The sequence below is a fragment of the Metallosphaera javensis (ex Sakai et al. 2022) genome, assembly GCA_021654415.1.
Taxonomy (GTDB): Archaea; Thermoproteota; Thermoprotei_A; order Sulfolobales; family Sulfolobaceae; genus Metallosphaera; species Metallosphaera javensis.
In genome coordinates this window covers 397,562-424,165 of the sequence record AP024487.1, presented here as the reverse complement: position 1 = coordinate 424,165, position 26,604 = coordinate 397,562, and the positions used below count along the sequence as shown (strand labels likewise).

34 protein-coding genes are annotated in these 26,604 nt (G+C 43.9%); 19 read left to right on the top strand and 15 right to left on the bottom strand.

All coding sequences use genetic code 11. The annotated features are described in order from the left end of the window. Window positions 1-71: 71 nt before the first annotated feature. Genes pcn through QVC96_RS02520 form a run of 4 tightly spaced genes read left to right on the top strand, consistent with a single transcriptional unit; the run spans window position 72 to window position 3,236 of the window. The gene (gene pcn / locus QVC96_RS02535) at window positions 72-809 is read left to right on the top strand and encodes a proliferating cell nuclear antigen (pcna) (protein ID WP_287689846.1); all 738 of its coding nucleotides are present in this window, start codon (window positions 72-74) and stop codon (window positions 807-809) included. Continuing rightward, window positions 806-1,768 (top strand): hypothetical protein, encoded by a 963-nt coding sequence (locus QVC96_RS02530; RefSeq protein ID WP_238024737.1) that lies wholly within the window; start codon window positions 806-808, stop codon window positions 1,766-1,768. Before pcn ends, QVC96_RS02530 begins: the two co-directional genes overlap by 4 nt. After that, window positions 1,765-2,760 (top strand): methionine synthase, encoded by a 996-nt coding sequence (locus tag QVC96_RS02525; RefSeq protein ID WP_287689845.1) that lies wholly within the window; start codon window positions 1,765-1,767, stop codon window positions 2,758-2,760. Before QVC96_RS02530 ends, QVC96_RS02525 begins: the two co-directional genes overlap by 4 nt. Before the next feature lie 17 nt (window positions 2,761-2,777). Next, the gene (locus tag QVC96_RS02520; protein WP_238024739.1) at window positions 2,778-3,236 is read left to right on the top strand and encodes a 30S ribosomal protein S15; all 459 of its coding nucleotides are present in this window, start codon (window positions 2,778-2,780) and stop codon (window positions 3,234-3,236) included. Window positions 3,237-3,243: 7 nt separating this feature from the next. Here QVC96_RS02520 and rnhA read toward each other — a convergent pair whose 3' ends face one another. After that, the gene (gene rnhA / locus QVC96_RS02515; RefSeq protein WP_238024740.1) at window positions 3,244-3,690 is read right to left on the bottom strand and encodes a ribonuclease HI; all 447 of its coding nucleotides are present in this window, start codon (window positions 3,688-3,690) and stop codon (window positions 3,244-3,246) included. Next, the gene (locus QVC96_RS02510; protein WP_238024741.1) at window positions 3,668-4,060 is read right to left on the bottom strand and encodes a CbiX/SirB N-terminal domain-containing protein; all 393 of its coding nucleotides are present in this window, start codon (window positions 4,058-4,060) and stop codon (window positions 3,668-3,670) included. The genes rnhA and QVC96_RS02510 overlap by 23 nt, the downstream gene beginning before the upstream one ends. A 68-nt stretch (window positions 4,061-4,128) precedes the next feature. On the opposite strand from QVC96_RS02510, the gene QVC96_RS02505 reads away from it, so the two are divergent. From QVC96_RS02505 to QVC96_RS02480, 6 genes are read left to right on the top strand one after another with little or no spacing between them, the layout of a single operon-like run. Beyond that, a complete protein-coding gene (locus tag QVC96_RS02505; RefSeq protein WP_238024742.1) occupies window positions 4,129-4,767 on the top strand; it encodes a 30S ribosomal protein S6e in 639 nt (212 codons plus the stop codon). Window positions 4,768-4,771: 4 nt separating this feature from the next. After that, window positions 4,772-6,019: a translation initiation factor IF-2 subunit gamma gene (locus QVC96_RS02500; RefSeq protein WP_238024743.1), complete on the top strand. Its 1,248-nt coding sequence runs from the start codon at window positions 4,772-4,774 to the stop codon at window positions 6,017-6,019. Continuing rightward, window positions 5,983-6,420, top strand: coding sequence for a PIN domain-containing protein (locus QVC96_RS02495; protein ID WP_287689844.1), 438 nt, complete (start codon window positions 5,983-5,985; stop codon window positions 6,418-6,420). The genes QVC96_RS02500 and QVC96_RS02495 overlap by 37 nt, the downstream gene beginning before the upstream one ends. Before the next feature lie 12 nt (window positions 6,421-6,432). Next, complete coding sequence (locus QVC96_RS02490; RefSeq protein ID WP_238024745.1) at window positions 6,433-6,963, top strand: DNA-directed RNA polymerase; 531 nt, start codon at window positions 6,433-6,435, stop codon at window positions 6,961-6,963. A gap of 1 nt (window position 6,964) precedes the next feature. Next, entirely contained in the window at window positions 6,965-7,162 is a 198-nt protein-coding gene (gene spt4 / locus QVC96_RS02485; RefSeq protein WP_238024746.1) for a transcription elongation factor subunit Spt4, read from the top strand. Then, the gene (locus QVC96_RS02480; protein WP_238024747.1) at window positions 7,135-7,656 is read left to right on the top strand and encodes a GTP-dependent dephospho-CoA kinase family protein; all 522 of its coding nucleotides are present in this window, start codon (window positions 7,135-7,137) and stop codon (window positions 7,654-7,656) included. Before spt4 ends, QVC96_RS02480 begins: the two co-directional genes overlap by 28 nt. A gap of 49 nt (window positions 7,657-7,705) precedes the next feature. Here the strand turns inward: QVC96_RS02480 and QVC96_RS02475 are convergent, their stop codons facing one another. Both QVC96_RS02475 and QVC96_RS02470 read right to left on the bottom strand, forming a co-directional pair. Continuing rightward, window positions 7,706-8,947, bottom strand: coding sequence for a 2,3-bisphosphoglycerate-independent phosphoglycerate mutase (locus QVC96_RS02475; protein WP_238024748.1), 1,242 nt, complete (start codon window positions 8,945-8,947; stop codon window positions 7,706-7,708). Then, the gene (locus QVC96_RS02470) at window positions 8,944-11,205 is read right to left on the bottom strand and encodes a CDC48 family AAA ATPase (RefSeq protein ID WP_238024749.1); all 2,262 of its coding nucleotides are present in this window, start codon (window positions 11,203-11,205) and stop codon (window positions 8,944-8,946) included. The genes QVC96_RS02475 and QVC96_RS02470 overlap by 4 nt, the downstream gene beginning before the upstream one ends. A 50-nt stretch (window positions 11,206-11,255) precedes the next feature. Between QVC96_RS02470 and rgy the strand changes: the two genes are divergently transcribed. Together rgy and QVC96_RS02460 are read left to right on the top strand one after the other, a co-directional pair. After that, on the top strand, window positions 11,256-14,918 hold the full coding sequence (gene rgy, locus QVC96_RS02465; protein WP_287689843.1) for a reverse gyrase: 3,663 nt from the start codon (window positions 11,256-11,258) through the stop codon (window positions 14,916-14,918). Between the two features lie 7 nt (window positions 14,919-14,925). Next, window positions 14,926-15,801, top strand: a complete 876-nt coding sequence (locus tag QVC96_RS02460) for a carbon-nitrogen hydrolase family protein (RefSeq protein ID WP_238024751.1) — start codon at window positions 14,926-14,928, stop codon at window positions 15,799-15,801. Here QVC96_RS02460 and QVC96_RS02455 read toward each other — a convergent pair. After that, on the bottom strand, window positions 15,786-16,109 hold the full coding sequence (locus tag QVC96_RS02455) for a 30S ribosomal protein S25e (protein WP_238024752.1): 324 nt from the start codon (window positions 16,107-16,109) through the stop codon (window positions 15,786-15,788). The genes QVC96_RS02460 and QVC96_RS02455 overlap by 16 nt on opposite strands. Window positions 16,110-16,158: 49 nt before the next feature. On the opposite strand from QVC96_RS02455, the gene QVC96_RS02450 reads away from it, so the two are divergent. From QVC96_RS02450 to QVC96_RS02430, 5 genes are all read left to right on the top strand, one after another. Continuing rightward, window positions 16,159-16,905 (top strand): TrmB family transcriptional regulator, encoded by a 747-nt coding sequence (locus tag QVC96_RS02450; RefSeq protein ID WP_287689842.1) that lies wholly within the window; start codon window positions 16,159-16,161, stop codon window positions 16,903-16,905. A gap of 36 nt (window positions 16,906-16,941) precedes the next feature. Beyond that, window positions 16,942-17,088: a ribbon-helix-helix domain-containing protein gene (locus QVC96_RS02445; protein WP_012022157.1), complete on the top strand. Its 147-nt coding sequence runs from the start codon at window positions 16,942-16,944 to the stop codon at window positions 17,086-17,088. Between the two features lie 87 nt (window positions 17,089-17,175). Then, window positions 17,176-17,961: a tRNA (adenine-N1)-methyltransferase gene (locus tag QVC96_RS02440; protein ID WP_287689841.1), complete on the top strand. Its 786-nt coding sequence runs from the start codon at window positions 17,176-17,178 to the stop codon at window positions 17,959-17,961. 6 nt (window positions 17,962-17,967) lie between these two features. Then, window positions 17,968-18,300 (top strand): hypothetical protein, encoded by a 333-nt coding sequence (locus tag QVC96_RS02435; RefSeq protein ID WP_287689840.1) that lies wholly within the window; start codon window positions 17,968-17,970, stop codon window positions 18,298-18,300. Then, complete coding sequence (locus QVC96_RS02430) at window positions 18,297-19,268, top strand: V0D/AC39 family V-type ATPase subunit (RefSeq protein WP_287689839.1); 972 nt, start codon at window positions 18,297-18,299, stop codon at window positions 19,266-19,268. The genes QVC96_RS02435 and QVC96_RS02430 overlap by 4 nt, the downstream gene beginning before the upstream one ends. On the opposite strand, the gene QVC96_RS02425 is transcribed toward QVC96_RS02430, so the two are convergent. Then, window positions 19,236-19,577, bottom strand: a complete 342-nt coding sequence (locus tag QVC96_RS02425) for a hypothetical protein (protein WP_287689838.1) — start codon at window positions 19,575-19,577, stop codon at window positions 19,236-19,238. The two genes, QVC96_RS02430 and QVC96_RS02425, sit on opposite strands and share 33 nt — an antisense overlap. Before the next feature lie 56 nt (window positions 19,578-19,633). Between QVC96_RS02425 and QVC96_RS02420 the strand changes: the two genes are divergently transcribed. Further along, window positions 19,634-20,602, top strand: coding sequence for an aldo/keto reductase (locus QVC96_RS02420; protein WP_287689837.1), 969 nt, complete (start codon window positions 19,634-19,636; stop codon window positions 20,600-20,602). 30 nt (window positions 20,603-20,632) lie between these two features. Here the strand turns inward: QVC96_RS02420 and QVC96_RS02415 are convergent, their stop codons facing one another. From QVC96_RS02415 to QVC96_RS02390, 6 genes are read right to left on the bottom strand one after another with little or no spacing between them, the layout of a single operon-like run. Then, window positions 20,633-21,193, bottom strand: a complete 561-nt coding sequence (locus QVC96_RS02415) for an XTP/dITP diphosphatase (protein WP_287689836.1) — start codon at window positions 21,191-21,193, stop codon at window positions 20,633-20,635. After that, window positions 21,162-21,806, bottom strand: coding sequence for a Kae1-associated kinase Bud32 (locus tag QVC96_RS02410; protein ID WP_287689835.1), 645 nt, complete (start codon window positions 21,804-21,806; stop codon window positions 21,162-21,164). Before QVC96_RS02410 ends, QVC96_RS02415 begins: the two co-directional genes overlap by 32 nt. Continuing rightward, entirely contained in the window at window positions 21,794-22,789 is a 996-nt protein-coding gene (gene kae1 / locus QVC96_RS02405) for a KEOPS complex N(6)-L-threonylcarbamoyladenine synthase Kae1 (protein WP_287689834.1), read from the bottom strand. Before kae1 ends, QVC96_RS02410 begins: the two co-directional genes overlap by 13 nt. Continuing rightward, the gene (locus QVC96_RS02400; RefSeq protein WP_238024762.1) at window positions 22,786-22,971 is read right to left on the bottom strand and encodes a 30S ribosomal protein S27ae; all 186 of its coding nucleotides are present in this window, start codon (window positions 22,969-22,971) and stop codon (window positions 22,786-22,788) included. Before QVC96_RS02400 ends, kae1 begins: the two co-directional genes overlap by 4 nt. Beyond that, on the bottom strand, window positions 22,964-23,305 hold the full coding sequence (locus QVC96_RS02395) for a 30S ribosomal protein S24e (RefSeq protein ID WP_238024763.1): 342 nt from the start codon (window positions 23,303-23,305) through the stop codon (window positions 22,964-22,966). The genes QVC96_RS02400 and QVC96_RS02395 overlap by 8 nt, the downstream gene beginning before the upstream one ends. Before the next feature lie 6 nt (window positions 23,306-23,311). Beyond that, window positions 23,312-24,127: a sulfide-dependent adenosine diphosphate thiazole synthase gene (locus QVC96_RS02390; protein WP_287689833.1), complete on the bottom strand. Its 816-nt coding sequence runs from the start codon at window positions 24,125-24,127 to the stop codon at window positions 23,312-23,314. Window positions 24,128-24,356: 229 nt separating this feature from the next. Between QVC96_RS02390 and QVC96_RS02385 the strand changes: the two genes are divergently transcribed. Next, a complete protein-coding gene (locus tag QVC96_RS02385; RefSeq protein WP_287689832.1) occupies window positions 24,357-24,965 on the top strand; it encodes a UbiX family flavin prenyltransferase in 609 nt (202 codons plus the stop codon). Here the strand turns inward: QVC96_RS02385 and QVC96_RS02380 are convergent. From QVC96_RS02380 to QVC96_RS02370, 3 genes are read right to left on the bottom strand one after another with little or no spacing between them, the layout of a single operon-like run. Further along, window positions 24,958-25,368: a hypothetical protein gene (locus tag QVC96_RS02380; RefSeq protein WP_320056929.1), complete on the bottom strand. Its 411-nt coding sequence runs from the start codon at window positions 25,366-25,368 to the stop codon at window positions 24,958-24,960. The two genes, QVC96_RS02385 and QVC96_RS02380, sit on opposite strands and share 8 nt — an antisense overlap. 40 nt (window positions 25,369-25,408) lie before the next feature. Then, entirely contained in the window at window positions 25,409-25,957 is a 549-nt protein-coding gene (gene endA / locus QVC96_RS02375; RefSeq protein WP_425597975.1) for a tRNA-intron lyase, read from the bottom strand. Next, window positions 25,957-26,598 (bottom strand): phosphate transport regulator, encoded by a 642-nt coding sequence (locus QVC96_RS02370; protein ID WP_238024767.1) that lies wholly within the window; start codon window positions 26,596-26,598, stop codon window positions 25,957-25,959. Before QVC96_RS02370 ends, endA begins: the two co-directional genes overlap by 1 nt. Window positions 26,599-26,604 lie beyond the last annotated feature (6 nt).

Below are 26,604 nucleotides of genomic sequence, written 5' to 3'. Positions count from 1 at the left end.
CAACAACACTTTCTCGATGAAAGTGGAGAGGCATAACTTAAAGTGTGGAACAGGAATTTCATTATGAGAGCATGAGAATTGCCTATGCTAACGCAATGGATTTTAAAACTGTTATAGAGGCGCTTTCTAAGCTAATTGATGAGGTTACCTTCACTTTTACCTCCTCAGGATTAGATGTTATTGCTGTGGATAGAGCTCACATTTCGCTGATCAAGTTGCACTTCCCCAAGGAAGCCTTTGAGGAATTTGATGTCGAGGATGAATTCAGATTTGGGTTTAATACCCAATACATGCTGAAGGTCATGGCCAGTGCTAGGAGAAAGGAAAGGCTGGAAATGGAATCCAGAGAGGAATCCGAGATAAACATAAGGATGTTGGGCGAGCCACCCAGAGAATTCACCATCAGGAACATAGACGTGCCAGTCCAAGAGCTACCAGAGCTAAAACTAGACTTTGACGTTAAGGCGAAGATCACATCTTCAGGATTTAAGAAAGCTATTTCGGAAATCTCAACGGTTAGCGATTCGGTGGAGATAGATGCTACAGAGATGGAAATAAAGCTCAGATCTAAGGGGTCAACCGAGGTTGAGGTTGAGTTCACAAAGGAGATAGGAGGATTGCAGAAGATAGAGGTTAAGAGACCCTCTACATCCAGTTATTCAGCAGATTACCTTGAGGATGTCCTGGTACTAACTAGGTTGTCAGGCTTCCTTACTCTCCTTTATTCGGAACAGAAACCACTACAGTTAGAATTTAATATGGATAATGGCGGTAGTGTAGTGTACCTGCTAGCTCCCAATATGGGGTGATAAAATTTACAATAAGTATAGTTGGAAGTTATCCTAGGGCAATATCGCTCGGAAAAGTTTTTTCAAGATACAGGTCAGGAAAGATAGATAAGACAGTTCTAGATAAGGAGATAGCCAAGAGAACAAGTGGCTTCATGTCCTTGGCCAAGGATGTGGGCGCGAGTTACACTACTGATGGACTCCTGAGATGGGACGACCTGATGGATGTGACATTCTCCTATATATCTGGCCCTACCAAAGGTGAATTAATGAGATTTTATGATAATAATTTCTATTATAGGAAACCTGTTATCAAGGGAGAGATAAAGGCCCAACCTGATGAGTACATTAAGACCCTCCAGGAAGATATGGAGATTGCCAAGAAGGTAGGTTACACGGGTAAACTAAAGGCCGTCATTGTGGGTCCTTTAACATACGCCCTCCTCAGCGATAACAGACATTACGACGATGAGGAATTGGTCTTTGCTTACGCAAAGGAAGTAAACTCCGTGATGAAGGCCATATCCAGCGAATTGGTCATAGAGATCCATGAACCCTCTTTCTTTGAGAAGGGGATCAAGACCTCGTTAATATCTAAACTTGAAGAGGCTTATTCGGAGATGGTGAAGGGAGTGAACAACGAAAAACACCTCATAACCTATTTCAGGGTGAATCCTTCAAAGTTGGAGACCTTCTTTAAGCTTCCAGTTGAAGTCCATGGATTAGATGTGATTGAAAACATTAATTTACTAGCTCAGGTTTACGCTAGGATTGCCAAGAGAAGGGTGTTCTTTGGAGTGCTTAACACTAGAAACACTAAGCTGGAGAAGATATCCACCATCAGGAGAATCATTAACAAGGGTTATCAGAAGGGCGCTTCACAGGTAATAGTAGGGAACGCAGCACCAATGGATTTTATACCCGAGATGATCGCTGTAAGAAAATTGAAACTTCTCAAGAAGCTGGGTGATAAATCATGAATCTTCCACCCCTTCCAACAACAGTTATAGGAAGTTATCCCAGGCCTAAATGGTTAAGGGAAGCCATTTCCTCGGCTAAGAACGGTAGAATGTCACAGGAGGACCTGCAAGAGGCGTTTAACGACGCAGCTATTACCGTCATGAGAGATCATCAAGTGGCCGGCATTGATGTTCCCACGGACGGTGAGGTGAAAAGGGATGAAATGGTTGAGTTCTTTGCTGAGAGACTCAAGGGTTTCAGGTTTTATGGACCAGTGAGAGTTTGGGGAACAGCATATTACAGGAAGCCCTCAGTGGTCTCAAAGATAGAGTATAACAAACCAATGCTTGTGGACGAAGTCCAATTTACAAAGAGTATAACATACACCCCCTATTTCAAGGTAACAATAACAGGTCCGTATACAATGGCCTTCTGGTCCTATAACGAGTATTATAAGGATAGGAGAGAGATGGCCTTTGATCTAGCCAAGGCTATAAACGCTGAGATCAGGAATCTAGTGGAGGCGGGAGCATCAGTGATCCAGGTTGATGAACCCGCTATTCACTCCAGCGCTGAGGAGGTGGAGTGGGCAGTTGAGGCGGTTAATGAATCGGTTAAGGGAATAAATGCCAAGCTGATGTTGCACATATGTTATGGAGATTACAAGATTGTTGCGCCATATCTAAATGATTTCAAAGTAGATCAGATAAATTTTGCATTGAAGATATATAACTACAAGCCTCTCAAATTGTTTAAGGAACATGGGTATGACAAGGAAATAGGTGCGGGTGTTATAGATGTTCACAACAGGAACGTTGAATCTCCGGAAGAGGTATACAAGGATATCAAGAGACTCATGGAGTACTTCCCAATGGAAAAGATATGGATAAATCCAGATTGTGGACTGAAACTGCTTCCGAGAAACATTGCCTTCTCCAAGATGATGTCAATGGTGAAAGGAGTTCAGATGGTGAGGGAAGAACTTAAAAAGAGCGGTACAGTAGGAAAATAACCAAGTGGTGATTACGTTTGAACAAGAGGAGAGCCAACGGCAGTTCCCATTCAACCAGACCAGTAAGAACCGGGTCCCCTAAATGGGTCAGGTTCTCAAGAGAGGAAGTGGAGATGCTCATAGAAGAGCTGGCGAAAAAGGGCTATACTCCGTCCATGATCGGAATTGTACTCAGGGATCAATATGGAATACCTCTTGCAAAGCCCATTATTGGAAAGAAGGTCAATCAGTTCCTGAGGGAAAAGGGATTGGCTTCTCAGATACCAGAGGACCTCTTTAACCTTATCAGGAGAGCAGTGAACGTAAGGAGACATCTTAATGAGTATCCTGGGGATAAAACCGCGAAGAAAGGTCTCGAGGAAATAGAGTCTAAGATAAGAAGACTATCCAGGTACTACAAGAAAACGGAAAAATTGCCTCAGGACTGGACATACGATCCGGCAAAGGCGGAACTGTTAGTGAGTGCGTCCTCATAACGCAGTTTCAGTCGCATCCTATTTTCTTTAATTCTCCCCTTAGCGCCTTTTCCAGCGCTATTCTGGTCATTTTATCAGCATCCTTGTTCTCTTCTCTTGGTATCCACACGATCTCCACAGAAGAGAACTTAGAAAGAAGTTCCTTAGCCTTGTTGAAAAGTGGTATGATTCTCTTGGACTTTACCGAATATTCTCCCTTAAGCTGCCTGATCACCAGCTGGCTATCTCCCTCTATCCTAGCTTCGGTTACCCCAAGACTCAACATTTTCGATAAAAGACATATCAAACCAGTGTATTCAGCAACGTTATTGGTGGAGTCAGGGCTCCATGGTTCTGATGCAAGTCCCATACCCTCTAACACGTTCCCGTCAATGTAGATCACATATCCAAATGTGGCTATTCCTCCAGGGTTTTTAGGCTCACATAGACCATCAAACTTGCCTAGGACTTTCAAGGGCTTGCTCTACCCTCTCCTTCAGTACCTCTGCAACCCTTTTATCAATACCTATGGGTCTAGCTATGATTACCTTCACGCTGTTTCCATCAACTGTAACTCTTCCGTTCTCGTCTATGCCGATTAGCCTTGGAATATCCCTGTAGAAATGTGCTCCTGCTGCAAATAAAAGCGGAACTGCTACTATCTCAGTAGCTCCCATTCTAACCAGCGACTCTACACTCTCTCTCAGAGTGGGCTGGTTAAATTCTATAAATCCAAATTCAACTAATTCAAAGTAGTTCCTGAGAAGATCCTTATAATTTACTGCAACGTCTTTCCACTCATTTACTCTGCTTCCGTGAAGTACAAGTAGGATTCCTATTTTCATATCAATAATCATAACCCTGAGTTTATATACTCGTGTCATTATACCTTTGTGAAAAGGGGAAAGACGAATTGGCTGACTTCAAGATTGTTATATCTGATCCTGCGTCAAAGAAGGTTGTTCCAACCAAGGTAAAGGTCAGGCTAGTGGATAACGTGCAGTCGGAGGAAGGAGAAAAGGATGGAAGGACTTTGCCTGTATGTCTTGTTAATCCAAAGACAAGGGAGAAACTGGGCGCAGATCAGTTCATCACGGTTGAGATACAGAAACAAGAGGGGGATAAGAAGGTCAAGGTAAAGGTTCATTTCATTGCTAGAGACTCAACAGAGGTGCCTGAGGGCGAGATTCACGCCAGTAAGGCGCTTGCTGAGAAATTTGGAGCGGAGGAATTCGAGGCTACTGCATATAGAACTAAGTCTTTCCAATTAAATGTGGATCAAGGTCAGGTAAATCTGGTGGGATCTAAGATAGGTGATAATTTCACCCTATCCGTAGGCGGGATAGCACTTAAGCTAGCAATAACAGGAGGTTCAGATAATACAGGTTTCCCCATGAGACCCGATGTTCAGGGAGCTGCAAAGCGTAGAATACTTTTAGCAGGTCCACCAGGATTTATACCATCCGAGGACGGAGAGAGAAGAAGGAAGGTAGTAAGGGGAAACGTAATCAGTCCCGAGAATGTTCAGATTAACTGTATAATTGTAAGGTGATTTTTTGCCCTGGCCAGTAGTACAGCCAGAAGTTAACATAGGTGTTGTTGGGCACGTAGATCACGGTAAAACTACCCTAGTTCAGGCCCTAACTGGAGTCTGGACATCTAAACATTCTGAAGAACTGAAAAGAGGAATGACCATAAGACTAGGGTATGCGGAAGCGTCCTTTGGTCTCTGTAAATCCTGTAGGAAACCTGATGCGTACGTTAATGAACCGTCGTGCAATTCGTGTGGTAGTGATGAGGAACCGGAATTCTTGAGACGAGTCTCATTCGTTGATGCTCCAGGGCACGAAGTATTGATGGCTACTATGCTCTCCGGTACCGCAATACTCGACGGAGCGATCCTAGTTGTTGCTGCAAATGAACCCTTTCCTCAGCCTCAAACCAGGGAGCACTTCGTGGCATTGGGAATAGCGGGGATAAACAAACTCGTGATAGTGCAGAATAAAGTGGACGTGGTATCTAAGGACGCAGCACTTGCTCAGTTTAACCAGATCAAGGAATTCATTAAGGATACCTGGGCCAGTGAGGCAGAGATAATACCAGTCAGTGCACTTCATAAAATAAATATAGATGCTCTAATTGAGGCGCTGGAAAGGAGAATTCCAACGCCAAAAAGGGATCCAAACCTTGATCCAATAATGTTAGTTATAAGAAGCTTTGATGTTAATAAACCTGGTACTCCATCCAGTGAGTTAAAGGGAGGGGTAGTTGGAGGGAGTATAATTCAGGGAATGTTTAAGGTTGAACAGGAGATCAAGATACTTCCAGGAATCAGATTAGAGGAAAAGGGGAAAGTTACGTATAAACCGATTTACACTAGGGTCTCTTCTCTGCGCTTTGGAGACTTGGAATTTCAGGAGGCACGTCCAGGAGGACTAGTGGCCATGGGTACTTACCTCGATCCATCGGTAACTAAGGCTGATAGTCTGATAGGAAGTATAGTAACTGGCGCCAATGTGGACATTCCAGTTCTTTGGAAGATAACCACCACCTATAATCTCCTGGAGAGAGTTGTGGGAAGTAAGGACATGACAAAGGTAGACCCAATCAGACCAAAAGAAACGCTTCTCATAACGCTGGGTTCTGCTACCAGTCTTGGAGTGGTTACCAGGGCCAAATCGGATGAAATAGAGATGGAGCTCAAGAGACCCCTTGCAGTATGGGACAAGAAGGCTAGACTTGTGATAAGCAGACAGATTGGCGGAAGATGGAGATTGGTAGGATGGGGACAGGTGGTTCTGTAGGGGTTTTAGTAGATACTAACGTTCTTATGTATGTTTATGACAAGGTAGATCCATTTAATAGGGTAGTGGAATATTTTGAATATAAACCTCTATTCTATATTCATAAATTAGTTCTTCAGGAACTGGAAACATTGAAGAGAAAATATAAAAATTCTTCAAAGATTCAGTCTAGGGTCTCATTGGCTAAGAAATATCTAGAGGTCTACAGGGACTGGTGGAAGTTGATAGACCTGCATTCAGATCTTCCTACAGACGAGGCGTTAATTGCCACTGCAAGGGATCTAGAACTTATCCTGTTTACAAATGACGAGGAATTAAGAAGGCAGGCGCTAAAACACAATGTTGAAATAATTTTCATGGGAAGGTGGGGTAAAATTATAAAATCCTTTCACACTATTTAGCCCCGATTCTTTATGTTTAAAGTTGTAAAGGCCAGAGGAGTTGTCAGAATACCACCTGAACTCTTTGGCGAACCCTTAAACAAAACAGCAACAGAGATACTTAATAATGAATATAAGGAAAGGTTATTTAAAGATTTAGGTCTGGTTCTGTCCGTAATCAGGGCAAATGTTAGTGAGGAGGGGATGATTGTCTTTGGTGACGGTGCAACCTATCATGAGGTAGAGTTCGAACTCTTAACTTTCTCACCCATGATTCAGGAGGTTATAGAGGGCGACATAACCCAGGTTGATAACTATGGAATCTATGTAAATATGGGCCCAATGGATGGCCTAGTTCACGTATCTCAAATTGGTGATGATAACTACAAATTTGATTCAGTAAGAGGAATTTTAATTGGAGAGAAATCTAAAAAGACTTTTCAGAAGGGAGATCTGGTCAGGGCCAGGATAATGACCATTTCTTCCACGGCAAGCAACAGGTTACCAAGGATTGGACTAACCATGAGACAAATAGGTCTAGGGAAGGTGGAGAGGAGGAACTGAGATGTCGGCCAAGACCCTTAAGGCATGTAGATCATGCAAGGCTCTAGTGAATAGGGAGGTACAGCAATGCCCCATATGCAACGGTACAACTTTTAGCGATGAGTGGGAGGGGATGGTTATTCTCCTTAGCGAGAAATCGGAGCTTGCTGAGACCATAGGTGAGTCGAAACCTTGGAGGTACGCCATAAACGTAAAGTAGAGATATGTTTTAGACCCCCAAAGAACGTAAGAGCGGAACTAGCTAGACCCTACGGCATTCTTTTTTTGAATAACGGGAAGTTACTCTCCTATCTAACCCGATTTGAAAGGATAATCACGGTTGGGGACGTGGTGACCAGCTTAGTGACGGGAGCTGGAATCACGCCTTTCTTATCAGTTGTGGATGGTAAGACGAGAAGGAGCGTGTCTATCTCCACTCAGAGATCTAGTGTGGTTGTGACGAATGAAGCTGGCATTCTTAGATTCAGTGCCATGTCCAAGATAAAGGAGATAATGCATGGGCAGGGACCAACATCCGTATTCATCGAAGGAGAGGACGACATGATGGTGATACCCATAATACTATATGGAAAAAGTGGAGATTTGGTTGTTTACGGCCAACCCAATGCCGGAGCGGTTTGTCTGGAAAATTGGGATGGAGCGAAATGGAGAGTCATGGATATCTTCTCCAAGTTTACGGCTGAACTCTGCTGATCAGACCTGCGCGAGTTCTTCATCTATCCGACCTTTCGAGCCTCATCAATTACGCGCCGTATTTTGTGGCCCTGTTAGAGTAGTTTAAAAGCAAGTCTATTATATTTAGCCCGACGATCCTGAGAGAGCCTTTTCTACCTTGCCTTTCATTGAAGTCCTCTACGTTATCCGGAATGATATTGGTTGGCACGTAAAGCAGAACTGGTACAGGATCGCCAGAGTGCTCCTTTAGTTCCACTGGCGTTGCATGATCGCCTGTGAAGAGGATAACGAGTTCTGAACCATACCTATCCAGAACTCTCCCTATTGATCTATCTATCATTTCAATTGCTCTAACTTTCTCAGAAATTTTCCCATCGTGGGAGGCCGCATCGGTGGCTTTGATATGCAGGAAAACCAGATCATGATCCTCTAACAGTTTAGCTGCGGCTTCAGCTTTAGCCATATAATCCGTATCTATACCCCCAGTTGCACCAGGCGGGGTAACCACATCCATTCCTAGGGATTTACATACGCCTTTGATAAGGGCAGTCGCAGAGACTGCAGCCCCGCTCAGGCCAGTGTAATCTCTAAGTTTTGGTAGTTCAGAATGAATTGATGCGCCCCTTAATAGAATTATATTGGCTGGTGGTAATCCCTCCTTAGCTCTTCTCTCATTCAGTGGTGAGGTAGAAAGAACCTCGTATATTCTCCTTGTTAACGTGTTTATCACATTTGCAGTTCTCTTTGAATTGAGAGAGTCATCAAGGGGTTCGCTGAATAATACTCTTTTACCTACCTCATGAGGATCCGTGTCCGATATCTTATCGCTCAGGTTCTCTCCTGAGAGGACTACGGAAACCCTATGCTCAGTCCCATGATAAAATCTAACCTTTACTCCATCTATCTCATGGATTTTATCGTTCAATTCTCTAACCAGGTCATCTGCCTCATCGATTTTCCTACCGGCCCTTCTGTCCGTTACCACAAGGTTTGAATCCACAGTGGCGAAATTTCCTCTGAACGCAACATCTCCCTCATTAAGAACCGCTCCAGCGCCAAGAGCCTCAAAGCTACCACGTCCCTTATAGTATTTCCTTGGATCCAATCCAAAAATGGCAAGATGTGACGTATCACTACCAGGTACCACTCCTGGGCCTATGGGATCCATTAACCCAACAAGGGATGAATGAAGAAGTGACGCGATAGTGGGCTTATCAGCCTTTTCTAGGGGAGTTTTACCACCTAGCGCTGTTACCTGCCTATCTCCTAGACCATCCCCTACGACAAGGAGGATCTTATACCTGTTCATCCTAGGGCACTCCTCTTCAGCTCCTTGGCCATTCTTTCGTACCTTTCAATCTGGGCCTTCGTTAGACTGGGCGTTACCACTTTCATTGCTTCTTCAAAGTGGGCCGATGTTACCTTGGGAGCATTGGAATCGATACACGATTTGATTACTTTATTATGGCACTCAGTAACCCCATCTCCCTTAGCACTCTTACATTCCTGTTCCGCAGAACTGTTACATTTGGAGTAGATCTCCCTCAAAGATATCATGGTGGCCTCCCTAACTAGGGCTTCTAGGTCAGCTCCAGTATATCCCTCAGTTTTCTCGGCCAGAGCCTCCAGATTAACATCAGGGGCAAGTGGTACAGATTTCGTATGTACCTTCAGTATCTCCAATCTTGCCTGCTTATCTGGTGGAGGAACGTAAATCAGTCTATCAAATCTACCAGGTCTCAGTAGGGCTGGGTCAATTATATCAGGTCTGTTAGTCGCCGCGATCACCACTACCTTACTTAGGGGAACAATTCCATCCATTTCAGATAGCAATTGGTTCACCATCCTCTCAGTTACTCCGCTATCATGTCCCATCCCTCTCATGGGAGCAATGGAATCAATTTCATCGAAGAACACCACAGTAGGTGCTGTTTGTCTAGCCCTCTTGAAGATTTCTCTGATTGCCTTCTCGCTCTCTCCAACCCATTTGGATAAGACTTCCGGTCCCCTCACTGCAATGAAGTTAGCACCGCTCTCCGTTGCCACAGCCTTAGCAAGCATGGTTTTGCCGGTTCCAGGAGGACCAAACAGGAGTACGCCCTTAGGTGGCCTTATACCAGCTTTACTGAAAACCTCAGGGAACCTCATGGGCCACTCTATTGCTTCGCGTAATTGCTGTTTTACGTTGTCCAGACCTCCAATCTCTGACCATCTTACCCTAGGAACTTCCACATAAACTTCCCTAAGTAAGGTGGGCTGAACGAATTTCATTGCATTCATGAAGTCATCCATGGTAACCTTGAGTTCCTTAAGAACTTCAGGGGACAATCTTTCCTGTTCCAAAAGTTTCTTCCTATCCCCGGCATTGATGAATCTCCTCAGGGCATGCATTGCCGCCTCCTTAGCCAGTGCGGCTATATCTGCACCCGTATAACCGTTGGTCATTTCCGCTATTACGTCCAAGTTTACATCATCAGCTATGGGCATGTTCCTAGTATGAACCTGCAGTATCTCCTTTCTGGCCTTGGTGTCTGGAGGCCTTATCTCTATCTCCCTGTCGAATCTACCTGGCCTCCTTAGTGCTTGGTCCACTGCATCGGGCCTGTTTGTGGCCCCTATGACTACTATCCTTCCGCGTCCCTTTATTCCATCCATGAGGGTCAGCAATTGAGACACAACTCTCTTCTCAACCTCGCCTGTAACCTCCTCCCTCTTTGGGGCTATGGCGTCTATCTCGTCTATAAAAATGATTGAGGGGGCATTCTTGTCAGCATCATCGAAGATTTCCCTTAACCTCTGCTCGCTTTCCCCATAAAACTTGCTCATTATTTCAGGACCGTTAATGGTAACAAAGTAAGCCCCTATCTCATTGGCCAGTGCCCTAGCCAGTAGGGTCTTCCCAACGCCCGGAGGACCGTAAAGGAGTACGCCCTTAGGTGGCTCTATGCCCAAGTGTTGAAACAGCTCTGGATGCTTCATTGGAAGCTCTATCATCTCCCTTAGCTTCTCCTTAACCTCATCTAAGTCTCCAATATCCTCCCATGTAACCCTCGGATACACCTGGGCTTCCCTAACTGGTTCCTCCTTTATGTTGATCTCCGTACTGCTGGTAACGAACACATAGTTACTGGGCTGGGTGTTGGACACAACCAGATCTATCGTTCCAGTATAAATGGGGATGGAAATAGTTTCTCCCTTGATAAGGGGTTTGTACATGAGGTACTCCTTCACGTAATCCACAAACGTCTGATCAAAACGAATAGGCTGAGTTGGGGCAAGGGTAACTTTAGTCGCTGGGTCAACTTTAGCCTTCTTAACCGTAACTTCATCCCCAATGGAAACTCCAATGGTCTTTCTAACGTAACCGTCAACCCTAATTTCTCCGTCACTCAGGTCATAAGCGGGCATGGCCTGCAATAGGGCGGTACCGCTGGGCCCCGTGAGCTCAATGTAGTCCCCAGTTTCAATTCCCAATTTCCTCATTGTGTGTTCTGTCATTCTGGCTATTTTACGTCCCACATCCTTCTGTCTCGCTTCCAATATTCTCAGTCTCAGATTCGATGACATGTCTGAATCTAGTATAACCATTTAAATAAGTCTTTTTGACATGGTAGATAATGAATACTGATGAACGACTTCCAGACGTAGTGTACATGGATTCGTGTCCCAATTGCGGTTCTAATATAACGTCTCTTCGTTTGGGCAAGGGAAGTGTATGTGAGAAGTGCTTGAGGGAGGACTTTGAGGTCAGCGATTTACAACAGTTAGTTGAAATATTGCAACGAACAGGGACCATAAAATCACTATTGAAGGAGAAGAGTATCCTTGAAGAGGAGAGGAAAGTAATAGATCTGTTTAAACGTGTGGTTGGTTCCGAACCTTTGGGTCCTCAGAGATCTTGGATTATTAGAGCCCTTAGAGGAGAGAGCTTTCCCATTATTGCTCCTCCAGGGTTAGGTAAAACCACCTTTGGAATGATAATGTCTTTGTATTATGCCTCTAGGTCCGAGAAATCCCTGATGATTTTCCCGACCAGAACTTTGGTTTCTCAGGTAGTTCAGAAGATCCAAGAGATGGGAAAATCCCTAGACTTTACTCCCAGATTGGTATATTATATGAGTGGATTAAACCAATCTAAAAAGGATGAACTAACCAAATCGCTTATTGAGCAGGACTTTGATATCTTTATCTCTACGTCAAGATACGTGATTCAGCACCTAGATGAAATAAACAAAATTGATTATAGGTATCTCTTTGTTGATGACGTCGACGCAGTGCTCAAGTCAGGCAAGAGTTCACTCACCATCCTCAAGTTGATGGGTTTCAGCGACGAGAACGTAACGAAGGTGAGGGAATTATTAAAGACTTCTAGGGATGATGTTTCATCCTTTGATGAAATAAGAAAAATCAGAGAGAAGTACGTGAAGGACAGGGTGGCCATATTTTCGTCGGCCACTATTACCAGAAGTAACCCCGTTTTCACTTCCCTAATGGGTTTCAAGCCAGGCGGTGCAACCATTTACCTGAGGAACGTGATCGATTCGTACGTCATGGGGACAGATATAATATCTCAAACAGTTGACTTGATAAAGAGATTAGGACCGGGAGGGCTAGTTTTCGTTCCAGTGGATAAGGGTTTAAGCTTTGCCCAGGAAATTTCCCAGAAGATTGACTTTCTCAAAGCTTCAGTGGTTTCTTCCAATACAACGAAGAAGTTGGAGGAGTTTGAGCAAGGTTCCATAGACGTGCTGATAGGAGTTGCTACTCACTATGGACTCCTAGTAAGGGGGATAGATATTCCTTGGAGGGTCAGATATGCGGTGTTTGCGGGAATCCCGAAGTTCAGATTCAAGCTTGGAGAGGCCATGCATCCGCTGGCCATGTTGAGAATACTTACCTTGCTTTCAGTTGTTCTTAAGGACCCTGAGATAACTAGGGTTCTTAGATTTGTGAAATACAGACTGAGGAGGACCTCGACAGCAGCTTTGGCAATGCTGGCTAAATCGGTTAAGGATGGGACCTTAGAGGACAGGAATATGATAAGGGCATACGAGATCGTAAATACGTACCTCAAGGATAAAAGGATAGTAGAGGCTATATCCAAGTTCGGAGACATTTCATTTTCTGGGGATTACATCTCTATACCCGATTATCTTACCTATATACAGGCAAGCGGGAGAACTTCCAGACTCTATGGCGGACATCTAACTACAGGTTTGTCTATTCTCCTCGTGGATGACGTGATCCTCTTTGAGCTGTTGAAGAAGAAGCTATCCTTTATCTTGGACGAAATGAAGTGGAGTCCTCTAGACCTGGACAACCAAAGGGTTGGAGACAAGGACCTGCAAGATATAGTGAAACAGATAGATAAGGAAAGGGCCGAAATCATGAGGAGAAGAAACATAGAGCCAATTTCTATGCCAATGGAGAAAATCAAGACTATTTTATTAATTGTGGAATCCCCAAACAAGGCCAAGACAATATCCAATTTCTTCTCAAGGCCCAGCGTAAGGGATTTTGAGGGATTAAGGGTCTATGAAACTGTAATAGGAGATAAGATACTAATGGTAACTTCCAGCGGTGGTCATGTATATGACCTCACCACAAAGAACCTGGGCATTTACGGAGTTGAAGTGAGGACCAATGGGGACATTAATGTTATTCCCTTCTATAACACAATAAAGAGGTGTGAAAATGGTCACCAGTTCACCGAGTACGCAGAGGGAGGAAAGTGCCCCATCTGTATGTCCACCAATGTGAGGGATAAGAGGTCCTCCATAAATGTTCTCAGAAGGCTCGTGCTAGAGGCTGACGAAGTGCTCATAGGAACAGACCCAGATGTCGAGGGTGAGAAAATCGCCTGGGACCTGTACCTTAATCTTAGACCCTTTAATTCCAATATATTTAGGGCCGAGTTTCATGAGGTCACAAGAAGAGCTATAACTGAGGCATTGAACTCGCCTAGGACGTTCTCAGTTAACATGTTACGTTCTCAATTGGTCAGAAGGATAGAGGATAGATGGATAGGTTTCAAGCTCTCCAATAAGCTCAAGGAAGAGTTCTGGAAGGAGTACTGCGCCAAGATATATACCGATAGAGACTGTAACGAGGAGAACAGAAACCTAAGCGCAGGCAGAGTCCAAACGCCAGTTCTAGGCTGGGTTATATCCAGATATGACGAATATCTCAGAACCAAAAGGACGGTCTATATAGCTAAGGCAGGTAATCTCAATATACTTGTACCCAAACAACCTGGAGTTAGAAAGAATTCAAAGATAAAGATAATAATTCAATCGATCGAGAGAAAACAGGATACCATAGGTCCCTTTCCGGCATATACAACGGATACCTATCTTTCAGATGCCTCCACTTTCTTTTTCATATCTGCACAAGACGCCATGCGTATAGCCCAGGATCTCTTCGAGAACGGTCTCATAACTTATCATAGAACGGACAGCACAAGAATATCTAATGTGGGTATAGGAATTGCAGAATCCTATCTCAAGGATCTCTTGGGGGAAAAGTATAGGGAGGTGTTCGTGCCTAGGAGCTGGGGAGAGGGAGGCGCACATGAAGCTATTAGACCGACCAGACCTTTAAACGGTGAGCAATTAAGGGCCATGATAGAACAGGGTGAGATAGAACCTTCGAAACGTCTCACGTACAACCATTACAGACTTTATGATATGATATTCAGGAGGTTCCTCTCAAGCCAGCTTGTTCCGCTGGTCATAGAGAAGGAAATATTACAAATTTCTGCCAAAAAAGGTAATGATAGTTTGACCTTGGAGAGCAATGTACTTGAAGTCGTGACCAATGTTAAGCTTTCCAAGGACATTTCGTTCCCTTCAGAAATACTTTACATTCCTTTCAGATCCATCGGAGAAGCATTCTCTTTGCAGGTCAAGGAGAAACTTCCAGCAGAGATTGATGCAATCGTAACAGGCTCGTTTCAAAAAAGTGATCATGCCCTTTATACCCAGGGCGAATTGGTATCTTTAATGAAACAAAGGAAAATCGGGAGACCCAGCACCTATGCCTTCATAATATCCACTCTTCTAAAGAGGGGATATGTGTTTGAGACCATGAAAGTAAAGAGACTTATACCCTCTAAATTGGGTCAGCATGTTTTCGAGTTCCTCAACTCTAGGTACTCTAACTTTGTCTCAGAGGATAGGACAAGATCACTCCTAGAAAGGATGGATCTCATTGAGGAGGGTAAGGAGGATTATAGGCAAGTATTAAAGCAATTGTACAACGAAATACAGGACATAAGGTGAAATAATTATGCTGATCTCGCTCACTCACTTAAAGCTTAAGGAAATGGCGAAGAAGCATAACATTGAGAAGGCTAAGAAGCTAGTTAAGACCGCAAAGGAGAGAGGTGCAAAACTTGTGGTTCTACCCTCTCTCTTTCCTGTGGGGAATGGATTTGAGGTCTATGATAACGAGAAGAAAATGAGAAGTGTAGTGAAGAACCTGGCTGAGAAAATACCCGGCAATACTTCAGAAATTGTAATAAAATTAGCCATGGAGGGACAGGTCCACGTGATAGCAGGTCCATTGCTAGAGCAAGCCGGTCCTAAGGTATTCCTGACCACTCTTGTGATATCTCCCGACGGCGAAATCATAGGTAAGTATAGGAAGGTTGCATCATCGGAGAAGGATATTAGGTTGGGGATCTCCAATGGTAAGGAACCCATGCATGTGGTTCTAGACAAGAAGTATGGTCTAATAGCTGAGGATGATCTCATGTCACCCGAAATAAACAGGCTTCTTTACTTTGGAGGTTCACAGGCTGTTATAGGGACAATGAAGGCCTATCCAAAGAAGCAGGACTCTGTGAAGCACTTGGCCATAGCTAGAACTCTAGAGAATGATATGTCTTACCTTATCAACGGGGAGATAATAGAGAATGAAGAAGGAGATATAGTAGGCTACTCCCCCACTTTCATCACAACGCCTGACTCATTAATCTACAAGGAGGCAAATGAGGAGGATTCAATAGTTTTAGTGGAAAGCACCATGATAACTACCAACCACGACAACTTGATATCGAAGGCAGGAGACCTAGAATCCATAATAACTGGGTTATGCAAGAGTGTAAAAAGGGCTAAAACTGTGAATAACGTTCAACCAGTTAGAGATCACGCAGCTACGTAAATAGCGGTCCTCCTATTTCTGAAGGCTTCCCTTATTGTGCCCTGTTCATTCAGGTCTTTTAATATTCTCTTAGCTACGCTAAGTGTTATATTAGCCTTAGTTGCTAACGTATAAGGTGTGATGATCTTCTCCTTCTTTATCTCTTCTTGAACTCTCTTTATCATTTCATCGCTGATGGTTATGTTCTTAGAGATTACCTCGTTCCCTGTCTTGCTTACCTTCTTCTTCTCTTTCTTTTGTTGAGCTTCCGCTTCCTTCTTTATTCTCTTCTCTATGTTACTAATGGGTTTCTTTGAGGCTCCACCCAATCCATTCACCCGTTTTATTCATTAATGGAAACAGGGATAATAATCTTTAATGGATCAGGATCTACTGGACGATCTTCTATCGAGAGTTAGCAAGTTCGCATCAATATTGGGAATATCTAGAAGCGAACTGAAAATCTACTCTACTCTTCTGCTTGAGGGACAGAGTAGTGCTAGGGACCTTTCGGATAAATTGAATATTTCCTACACAAAAATTTACTCAATTCTGAATAGACTAGAGGAAAGGGGCTGGATAAAAAAGGTAGGGAAAAGGCCAGTTAAGTATGAGGCCGTATCGCTGAGAGACCTGTGGTCAAATATTAAGAAACTACTTGAATTAAGAGTCTCTCAGTTTGAAAGAGAGTTCATTGAGCCACTCTCCACGATGATAGACTCTTCATCGGCTTACACTGTGGTCGTTGTTCCGCCAGCCAATCTAAAGAGGACATTAGTTGATGTGTTAAACGAGCCTAGCAAGCAGTATCTCATAGCTATCTCCTCTCAGGAGTTGATGGATGATGAGGTTTATCAGATAATAAATGGAAAGTCCTTCACCTCAGAGGTTAGGGTGATCGTGCAGAAGGGGATAAGGATACCTGAAAAGGTAAGCATCCAGCTGAGGGTTCTGGATAACATGTTCGGAAGCGGAATTGTCACCTCATCATCGGTTTTATTGGTGATTAAGTCTCACAATAATCTCTCTGGTATAATTTCCAATCACAGATATCTGGTAGATATAGCCCAGGTATATTTCAATCACCTTTGGGATCAAGCCTCGCCTATAGGCACAAATCCTTAAAAGAAAAGGCTAGGTTATGATCTATATCGAGGTCAAATGAAAATAATAACGGTAAAGCTACCAGAACAATTTCTAGAAGCTATGGATGAGTTAGTGAATACAGGCAGATATGAGACGAGGAGTGAGGTAATAAGGGCAGCAATAGGGGACTTTATTAGAAAGGAGTTATGGATTAAGGATTGATGATGAAGGCTGGTATTCATGATTGGTGAGTTGAGACACCAATTCTGACAAGACAAGATTTTTTACGTGTGAGTCTCTTTAACCACCGTGGTTTTACGGGAAGGAGACTTAGCGGTAGTTTGGATAGACCCCAAGCGCGTTTACCTGGTGAGGTTGGAGAAGGGAAAGAAACTCGATACCGATAGGGGTTCATTACCCTTTGACAACGTGATAGGCAGGGAATATGGGGACTTCGTTGAGATAAGTAAGGGAAGGGCATTCATTATGTATCCCAGTTTGGATTACATCTACGATGGCCTCCATAGGCCTTCTCAGGTCTTATATCCAAAGGATATAGGGTACATGATTTTTAAATCCGGAATAAGACCTGGAGATACGGTGGTAGAGGCAGGTACTGGATCGGGTTTTCTTACAATTTCACTTTCACATTTCCTAGGTCCCAGCGGGAAGGTAATAAGTTACGACGTTAGGGAGGACATGCAAGAGCGTGCTAGGAAGAACTTGGAGCTTGTTGGGCTTCTTGATAGGGTGGAGCTTAAGCTAGGAGACGTGAGGGAGAATATAGACGAGGTTAATGTGGACGCTGTTTTCCTTGACATGCCAGACCCATGGTTAGCCACCGAAACGGTCTATAAGGCCCTTAAGCCCTCTGGCTCAGTGGTGGTCTTTGTTCCCACCGTGGGACAAATAGAGAAGACTTTCCTGTCGCTGAGGAAGAATGGTTTCGTAGATGTGGAGGCTGTGGAGCTCATATTGAGGGAGTACCAAGTGAAGGAGAATGCCACCAGGCCTAGAAGTATAGGGGTAACTCACACTGGTTTTATCATTACGGGTAGAAAATCAATAAAAGGGAGTTCTGAAATAGGTGAATGAGTTGCAATGAGCGAGGCGAAGCTTAACATTTTGACCAAGGCCATAGTTGAGTTTGAGGAGGAAGTAAAGAAGGCAAAGCGTGACACTGCTGATAATGCCAAGGCACTCATTCTTAAGGCTCAGAGCCTCTCCTCAGAGCTGGAAAAGGTAGCAGAGTCCACGTTAAGCGAGGCAGAGAAGTCCATAGAGAGTGAGAAAACGGCTACAATAGATGCTTTAAGAAAAAAGTTCAACGAGGAGAAAGAGTCGCTTTTGGCTCAGATCAGACAAAGGGCTGAAAAGAACCTAGAGCAGGCAATAGAAGAAACAGTAAAGGCCTTAGAGGGGGCTTATAAGTGAGCTCAACTTCAGCCTACATTTCCTCCGTATCTAGATTATTTAAGGCAACGACTCTAACCAAGGGAACCATCAATGAGCTCTTTTCATCAAGAGATTGGAAGGAACTACTTGGGATTTTGAAAGAGAAGGGTATACTTGAGGAAACTCCCGATTCTGTAGATAGGGCCGAACTACTGCTTAAAAAGAGAGCATTGGATCAGTTACAGGAACTTTACAATCTTTCCAATTCGTTGAAGCTTGCAAGAGATATAGTACAGGGATATATTTATAGAATGACCTTAGACGAACTGACCTACGTGGTCTCATCTATCTGGAACAAGGTAAAAGGAGACACATCTAGGTTAATCTACCTCAAGGCCAAGTTGGACCAAATACCTTCAACGCTAGAGGAATTGAACTCCATTCTTCAAGGAACCATATATGGGCAGGCTCTCGGATTTGCCCAGTCTAAGTCACCCAAGGACCTATCCCAGTTCAATTCTCTGCTAGAGTATTTCTTTATTCACTACATGTCCATGTTAACTGAGGGTCTGAAAGGAGATTGGAAGGTATCCGCAAACAATATCCTTTGTGGATACAAGGATTACTACTCTACTAGCTTGGCAGTTAGGCAGAAAATTGCATTTGGACCCACTTGTCGCATGAGCGAAGACGACATAAGGGATCTAGCTTCATCGAAAACTCCTGAGGACGTCTTAAACGTCTTAAGAAGAACCAGTTATTCTAAGAGCCTGGACCTATCGGGAGTCTACACAGCACTTGCTTCATTCAATAACATAGCAAGGAGCAATGCTAGGTTAGGAGCTTTAGGGGTTTTCATGGGCTCTCCCTTTAACCCAATAGTTGCCATGGGCGTATCTGAGCTAATCAAGCTCGATACCGAGGACTTGATAACTTTGATCAATGGGATGAAGCTTGGAGTTATGCCTGAAAAACTAAAGTCCTCTGTATCTTTTCAGCTGGTTTAACAGCGAGTCATCAAACACGTATACGGAATCTTCCCTGACTATGGTACTCTCAGGCAGAGAGGGAGGATCTGGGAGCTGTTCTAGGGGTTTCGCTTTACCGAGATATATCCACTTCAATTTCCCATTTAGTTTCTCCAGTCTGTACCAGTATTTACCAATATAGATGTATCTCTTTCCCTTCTTGTAGACTACATGGAATGGCTTCAGGTATACCCCATATTCCCTTATTTTCGTATTATAGTCGTAAACTAGGGACTTTAAGGCAGATAACACCTTGTCGAATTCCCTTTCAGTCATTCTAATCTGCATAAAATAGAAATCACCTTATTAGGATAAAACCCTACCTATTATTTAGGTAGTATGACATGTTACTCAGGGAACTAGGTCATACTGGGATAAAGACGTCAGAATTGGGAGTAGGAATGTGGACTTTGGTTACAGACTGGTGGGGTGAGCCGGAAAGGGCACAGGAAATAGTTAAACGCGCGATGGATCTGGGAATCAATTTCTTTGACACGGCAGACATGTATGGTAATGGAAGGGCAGAGGAGATACTCGGAAGATCCCTGGGATCAAAAAGGGACAGGGCAGTGATACTCACTAAGGTAGGCTATGACTTCTATTCATCTCCGCAGAGGCCCAAGCAGAAATTTGATCTAGACTACCTTAGAACCGCTGTGGATAGGTCGTTGAAGAGACTCTCCACGGACTACGTTGACGTCCTGATGATACATAACCCGAAGATGAGGGATATTACTAGGAGGGACTTACTGGATTTCATGAGGTCGCTTAAATCAGATGGAATTGCAAGGGCGGTCGGAGTAGCTCTAGGTCCTACCCTAGGTTGGGAAGACGAGGGATTGAAGGCAATTGAAATGGGATATGAGGCCCTCGAACACATATTCAATTTAATCGAGCTTTACCCTGGCCTAAGGTTTCTAGAATTTGAAGTTGGCCATGTGGTTAGAGTTCCACATGCCTCTGATGTACTAAATGAATCAAAATGGCCTCTGAATTATGATCCAAAATTGCATAGACATTTCAAGAGTCAAGATTGGATAAACACTGCAGTGGAAAGAACAAAGGGTCTACTGGATTACGCCAGTAAAAGGGGAATCACACTGAGTCAGTTGGCCTTGAGCTTCGTGCTATCCTACAGCAGAGTTTCAACAGTGATTCCAAATATCACTACTGTGAAGGAACTGGAACAGTTCGTGAAATCCACAGAGTTTGTCTTAAGCAAGGAGGACGTAAATTTTCTCTTGGACTACTACGAGAGAAATTACAGGGATCTTAACGAGGAGAGCATCAGGGAGACTCAGGTCTATAAATAACTTCTTAATTTTTGGTCTTTTCATGTCTAGTTACTGTTGAATACTTTCATAGAATTTCAAAAACTCCCTGAAAGCTCTACCCCTATGGGAGATGGAGTTCTTCTCACCAAGCTCCATCTCCCCGAAGCTAACCCCATATCCGTCCGGTATAAAGATTGGGTCAAAGCCAAATCCCTTATCGCCTCTCATGGTCTCCGCAATACGACCTGATACTTCTCCCCTAAAGAGGGCCAATCTCTCCCCATCTATGTACGCGATCACAGACCTAAAGTAAGCCTTCCTGTCGCTCAAGCCCTCCATGAGCTTCAGAATCCCCTCACAATCAAGCGTCCTCTTAACGTAATTTGTGTAGGGTCCAGGGAAACCCCTTAGAGCTTCCACAAATAGCCCGCTATCCTCAACTATCAGGGGGAACTTGTAAAGGGAGTAAAACGTTACCGCCGAGTATCTGACTATTTCCTCAAGACTATCTGCTTGAATCTCTAGCTTGGGAGCATCTACCTTGCTCAGTATCACCTTATCTTTGGCAAGATCTTGAAATTCCATAAATTTGTAACTGTTACCTGTTACCACTTTTATTTCTCCTTTCATCCACGTACCTACCTCTCATTCTGATTTCTTCGACTTTCCTCATTATCTCTTTCCCACTCCCCGTTACCTCGTTGTATCCATCCATGAAGAGAGAGAAAGCCTCGTCCTTTATGTCGGAGTGAACACTTTCCAGAGATCTGAGAAATACGTGAACCTCAGTGGCCATGTCCTCTATATCCCTTGATCTTCTCGACAAACCAAAATCAATGAAGAATACCTTATCGTCATGAAATATCATGTTGTTAGTGGTGAGATCCCCGTGTATGATTTCATTGAGGTGCATCTTTCCTGTCATGGATCCTATATCCTTGAATATCTCCAATCCAGTGATACTGATCGCATCCTTTATGGTCTTCCCTTCTAGGAATTCCATAATAATTGTGAATTTATCAGGATCTACATAAAGGATCGCAGGGGCATTGACCCCACTTGTGAGGGCAGCTAGCATAATCTTAGCCTCTGAGATAGTTCTTTCCATGTTTATTTTCCTGTCTAAGAGGGGATGTCTGTAACCCTTTGGAGTCCTTACCTTGTATATTGCTTTTATACCCAAGAAATTACCGTAATAGATTAGGGATTCTGCCCCACGCTTAATAAGAGTCAGGCTCTCCATGGAATATCTACCTCGTCTATGCGCCAACGAGGCCTAATAACCGAGTTCTTTACGTCTATGGAGACTCCATGTCTCAAAGCGAGCAGTCCTGCATAGGCTATCATGGCACCGTTATCTCCAGCAAAGGATGTGGGCACAACCTTAAGTTCAACATTCCAATCACTGCTCAACCTTTCAAGTTTAGACCTCAAACTGCCACTGGCTGCAACTCCTCCCACAATCATGATTTCATCCTTCTCAGTCAGGGCTAGGGCTCTCTCAGTAGCCTCCAAGAGCATGTCATATGCTATTTCTCTGATGCTGAGACATACGTCATGAAGGTCACGCTTCTTAGAAGCCCTAAGGGCCGCAGTAAGTAGTCCTGAAAATGACATATCCTCTCCTTTCACAGTATATGGTAGCTCAATGATGTTGGAGCCCTCCTCGGCACAGATATCAATCTTGTGTTTACCGTTCACAATGTAAGGTGGAGCAAGACCTACCTCCCTGACGAAAGTGTCCATCATATTACCAAGAGCTATATCCAGAGTTTCACCAAATATCCTAAACCTGTTTTTATAGTAAGTCGTGATTATGGTGTTTCCTCCTGACAGGTACAGAATCAGCGGATTCTTGGCGTTAGTTGTAAGATACCCAATCTCAATATGACCTATCCCGTGGTTTACGGGTACAAGTTTCTTGTTGAATTTAAGGGCTAGGGCACGAGCTACCACTGCTCCGACTCGGAGAGTTGGACCCATACCCGGTCCAAGTGCCACTGCAATCCCATCTACTTCCTTGATAGAGAGCTTGGCCTGGTCCAGTGCCCTCTTTAGAATCTCGTGGGCAACCAGAGTATGATGCCTGGCAGCTTCGCTGGGCTTCATGCCCCCCGTCTGTGGCACAAAGGTGTCCCTTTCATTTGCTAAAATAAAGGGAGGCTGATCCTGAGCTATACCCACTCCAAAAGTATGAGCAGTGGACTCTATACCTAAAACTATCATGCCTTAGATTTACCTGCGAACTCAGTATATCCGCACTTGCCACAGGTCCATCTTTCCTTTGGCTTCATATGGTGGGCCATTACGCTTCCACATCTGGGGCATTTCTTGTTCTTCAGCTTTACTTTCCCGTCAACTATCTCGTAATATAATCTAGCCGATGCCTTCTGTTCACCCTTAGCCACTGGACTCACCCTGAGACTTGGCCTTATTTCCTCTGTTTAGGAGATGTACCGGCTCGAATTTATCCAAAAGATCCTTCTCTGAGTATACATGAATCAGGGCTTCGCTTATACCTGCACCGTATCCTGTATTTATCTTCCTTATGACCACTAGATCCTCTTTTGCTCCAATGAAACTCGAAATGGCTTTCCTTATATCCGCCCTAGATGGGGTAGGACTACCAATATGATAAACCTTAATTTTGATTTCCTTCCTTCCAATTACCTTATTATCCTTAAGATTCTCAACTAAGGCTTCAGCCTTGTCAGAGACCTTGATCTGTTGTGCCTGAGACATCTCTCCTTACTCTTTCTGGGCGGATTTAAGTGTTGCGGAGTTAGCCTTGAGGTTCTGAATTATATCCTCTGCAACCTTCTTTCCTGAAAGCAACATTGCTCCAAATATGGGTCCCATTCTGGGCAATCCCTTGACTTCGGTCACAGCCATGCCTGCAGCGTAAAGTCCTGGCGCAACCTCGCCAGACTGCTCAACGGTCAGTTGTTCAGCCACTTCGCTATATGCAGATTTCTCACCTGGGATAACTATCCCGAGTTCAGGAATTTTCCTTGATGCCACTGAGATAACCTCAGCGTCATGTCCCGTAGCGTCAACTACTGCCTTGGCAGATATGAAGAGAGGATCTACGTGGAGGCTCGCCATTTGAGTGGCAGTCCATTCCACAGCTACCCCGGTTACCCTTAGCGGATTTTCCCTGAAAATCACGTCATCTACAGTAACTCCATGGATGATTTTAGCTCCGGCATCGATGGCAGCAGTAGCCAGTTTAGCCATAAATTCAGAGCTATCCACCACATACACCCCATCCTCAAACTTTTGTAATCTCACTCCTATTTCCCTGAGCACCTCATCTGCTGGGCTTTCTATCACGATCTTGTGGAACAGCATTGCTCCCCCTCCAATACCCCCACCGAAACTGAGTCTTCTCTCAAACACCGTAGTTTTGAGTCCAGCTTTGGCTAGATAATATGCAGCTGCTAGTCCAGAAGGACCTGCTCCTACAATCACCACGTCATTAACGGAAAAATCCATCCAATCTTCGAAAGTGGCCTTCAGGATATATCTTGTTATCTTGATTTCATCTACCTGCTTTACGTTCATGACAAAATCTTCATTTAACTCGCTTATAAACTAACTTATAAATAGTTGACGAAGGGAATCGATATTAAAGATAGCTGGGAAACTAATCTATGCCACTTGAATTAAATACTACCACCAGGTCTCTACGATGTGATGTTTGTAAAGCGATTATAAAGACGAAGCCAATAGTGGTTAAAACATGTTGTAATAATAGACCATGGACATTCTGTAGCAACAGGTGTTATACCATATGGATGAGAGATTGGCTAAGGAAACAGGAACAGGCAAGACAAAAGGGAAAGTTGTAGTAGGTATCACAGGTGCAAGTGGAGTAATTTATGGCATATCAATGGTTAAGACTTTAGTCTCCTTGGGATTTGACCCTGTTGTTATCGTTAGTAGGGGTGCTCTGAAGGTAGCAAAAGCTGAACAGGGAGAAGATCTGCATAGTCGTGTGAAAGAGATAGCCAAAGAAGTTTACTTGGAGAATGAGATGGACGCGTCTCCATCGAGCTCAAGTGCCTTGGTGAAGACAAAAGGAATGGCAATTATACCATGCAGTATCAGAACGTTGGCCCAGATAGCCTCAGGTATATCATCAAACTTGATTTCAAGAACAGCTATAAACATTCTCAGGCTTAGGAAGAGGCTGGTGCTGGTGGTGAGAGAAACTCCCCTAGGCACCATAGAGTTAGAAAACGCGCTTAAAGTCTCCTATGCAGGGGGCGTAATTCTACCTGCTTCTCCTGGATTTTACATCAGGCCAAGGAGTATAGAGGACATAGTAAACTTCGTGGTAGGAAAAACTTTAGATGCCTTAGAGATTGAACATGATATCTACAGGCGATGGTCTAGATAAGATCTAGATCCCTTTTGCCAAATTTCTTAGAAATTATCTCCTTAACCTTATCATCTTCGTACAAGTCATCCTGTTTAAGGTCCCTTTCCACGTCTTCTCCTCCATTGCTTCTGTTAATCGCAAAGGCGCACTTATTCCCAGGCAGTAGGGCCCTTTTCTCACAATACGCGTATTGACATTCACCAGTGATACATGTGTCGCCAACCCATCTGCAGAAACCCACCTTCTGTGGGTTACCCTTAACATACCTGGTTTGGATCATTAGGGCTCTCTTGTTGCACCTGAAGTAGGGGCACAAGTAGTTACACTTATCTCCCAAGGGAAGCGGTTTAGGCTCACCATCGGTCGGTCTACTACGCCTATCCCTGGGTTGATCCCTCCTTTGTTCGAAATCATCCCTCAAAGTAGCTGAACCCCCAATAGTCGTGATTACACATTTAATTTCATAGCTTCACCCATTTAAACATTATGTACTTGATTTCGCTCAGTTGAGTATTGACGATTGCTAGTACCAATTTTTTCCTTGTGCTGTGCGATACTCTTCCGTAACTCATGAGTTCGTTCACAGAAAGCCTCTCAGACGAATCAATCACGGATACGACGAACGGTGCGTGCTCTACCCCTGGCCCTAGGGTATAAATCGCGAAATCTGAACCGAACTTTATGCCAGATCTAACGATGAAACCCCTCCTTTTCAGGTCCTTGTAAACTAGGTAGAGGGGTCTGAACTTAGTCACTATGGAGGTAGCGTAACTCTCCAGCCTTGTTACGTCCCAAATATCACCTAGATGTCTAACTTCCAGGAGACCCTGCTCAGATAGGTAAAGACCCTCAAGCAATGAAAGCTCCAATGGCTTATTTATATCCTTGACCGACTTCGGTTTAGAAATAGTTAGTGGCTTACCATAGAAGCCCATCTGATAGAGTGCCTTGGCCTCGTCCAAGTTGAAAATTACTATTTTATCTCCTAACAACTCGCCGGAAAATTTCATCATATTCTCCCAAAGGCTATATAGGTTATAGAAGTCGCCGAGTCCCTGACCATGTCCTCACTGTCCTCTAGTCTGTCAGCGACGTCCTTCATCAGCATAACGTAAATCAAGTCGTCGTATTTCTTTTCAAATAGCTTTAGCTCCAAGCTTCTGTACAGATCGTCAACCTCTTCCTCCAGCTTTATTATGTTTCTAGCTGCCTCCACAGATTTTTGAGCATTAACTGATAGAAGCCTAAGTGACTCTACTAGGTGCATCAGAGATGCAAGTAGCTTTTCAGCAATGATTGTTATCAATTTGTACATTAATTCATCTATCTGCGTTCCCCTCGAGATTAAAACGCTAAGCCTATAAGAGGCCGCGTCTAGGTTCTGGGAGATCTTTTCAAGGTTATTTAGCACGTCAATGTAAAGGTCCTTGTCCTGAATTCCTTCCTTTACCCTGATGATGTATTCGCCTAGCATGAACTTGTCAGTCTCTACACTATTCTTTATTCCATTGATCTTGGAGTAAACTTGCATTGGCGTAACATTATCCTCGGATTTCATTAGCTCGTAAAGTATTCTAACCTGATCAATGACCTTAAGTGATATCTGCTGTAACCTCTCCTCAAGGTTCATGTGGGCAATGCTCATTGACATGTTAGT

Excerpts from the sequence above, each read along its gene's own strand:
- kae1 (WP_287689834.1), bottom strand. The coding sequence starts at position 22,789 with ATGATAGTTTTAGGTATAGAGTCCACTGCTCATACTTTTGGAGTGGGT.
- QVC96_RS02525 (WP_287689845.1), top strand. The coding sequence starts at position 1,765 with ATGAATCTTCCACCCCTTCCAACAACAGTTATAGGAAGTTATCCCAGG.
- QVC96_RS02425 (WP_287689838.1), bottom strand. The coding sequence starts at position 19,577 with ATGCAGATTAGAATGACTGAAAGGGAATTCGACAAGGTGTTATCTGCC.
- QVC96_RS02370 (WP_238024767.1), bottom strand. The coding sequence starts at position 26,598 with ATGTCAATGAGCATTGCCCACATGAACCTTGAGGAGAGGTTACAGCAG.
- QVC96_RS02475 (WP_238024748.1), bottom strand. The coding sequence starts at position 8,947 with ATGAACAGGTATAAGATCCTCCTTGTCGTAGGGGATGGTCTAGGAGAT.
- spt4 (WP_238024746.1), top strand. The coding sequence starts at position 6,965 with ATGTCGGCCAAGACCCTTAAGGCATGTAGATCATGCAAGGCTCTAGTG.
- QVC96_RS02390 (WP_287689833.1), bottom strand. The coding sequence starts at position 24,127 with ATGAACGTAAAGCAGGTAGATGAAATCAAGATAACAAGATATATCCTG.
- QVC96_RS02445 (WP_012022157.1), top strand. The coding sequence starts at position 16,942 with ATGAAAATAATAACGGTAAAGCTACCAGAACAATTTCTAGAAGCTATG.
- QVC96_RS02410 (WP_287689835.1), bottom strand. The coding sequence starts at position 21,806 with ATGGAGAGCCTGACTCTTATTAAGCGTGGGGCAGAATCCCTAATCTAT.
- QVC96_RS02470 (WP_238024749.1), bottom strand. The coding sequence starts at position 11,205 with ATGTCATCGAATCTGAGACTGAGAATATTGGAAGCGAGACAGAAGGAT.
- QVC96_RS02435 (WP_287689840.1), top strand. The coding sequence starts at position 17,968 with ATGAGCGAGGCGAAGCTTAACATTTTGACCAAGGCCATAGTTGAGTTT.
- QVC96_RS02450 (WP_287689842.1), top strand. The coding sequence starts at position 16,159 with ATGGATCAGGATCTACTGGACGATCTTCTATCGAGAGTTAGCAAGTTC.
- QVC96_RS02495 (WP_287689844.1), top strand. The coding sequence starts at position 5,983 with ATGGAGATTGGTAGGATGGGGACAGGTGGTTCTGTAGGGGTTTTAGTA.
- QVC96_RS02490 (WP_238024745.1), top strand. The coding sequence starts at position 6,433 with ATGTTTAAAGTTGTAAAGGCCAGAGGAGTTGTCAGAATACCACCTGAA.
- QVC96_RS02510 (WP_238024741.1), bottom strand. The coding sequence starts at position 4,060 with ATGAAAATAGGAATCCTACTTGTACTTCACGGAAGCAGAGTAAATGAG.
- QVC96_RS02385 (WP_287689832.1), top strand. The coding sequence starts at position 24,357 with ATGGATGAGAGATTGGCTAAGGAAACAGGAACAGGCAAGACAAAAGGG.
- QVC96_RS02460 (WP_238024751.1), top strand. The coding sequence starts at position 14,926 with ATGCTGATCTCGCTCACTCACTTAAAGCTTAAGGAAATGGCGAAGAAG.
- endA (WP_425597975.1), bottom strand. The coding sequence starts at position 25,957 with ATGAAATTTTCCGGCGAGTTGTTAGGAGATAAAATAGTAATTTTCAAC.
- pcn (WP_287689846.1), top strand. The coding sequence starts at position 72 with ATGAGAATTGCCTATGCTAACGCAATGGATTTTAAAACTGTTATAGAG.
- rgy (WP_287689843.1), top strand. The coding sequence starts at position 11,256 with ATGAATACTGATGAACGACTTCCAGACGTAGTGTACATGGATTCGTGT.
- QVC96_RS02415 (WP_287689836.1), bottom strand. The coding sequence starts at position 21,193 with ATGAAAGGAGAAATAAAAGTGGTAACAGGTAACAGTTACAAATTTATG.
- QVC96_RS02420 (WP_287689837.1), top strand. The coding sequence starts at position 19,634 with ATGTTACTCAGGGAACTAGGTCATACTGGGATAAAGACGTCAGAATTG.
- QVC96_RS02395 (WP_238024763.1), bottom strand. The coding sequence starts at position 23,305 with ATGTCTCAGGCACAACAGATCAAGGTCTCTGACAAGGCTGAAGCCTTA.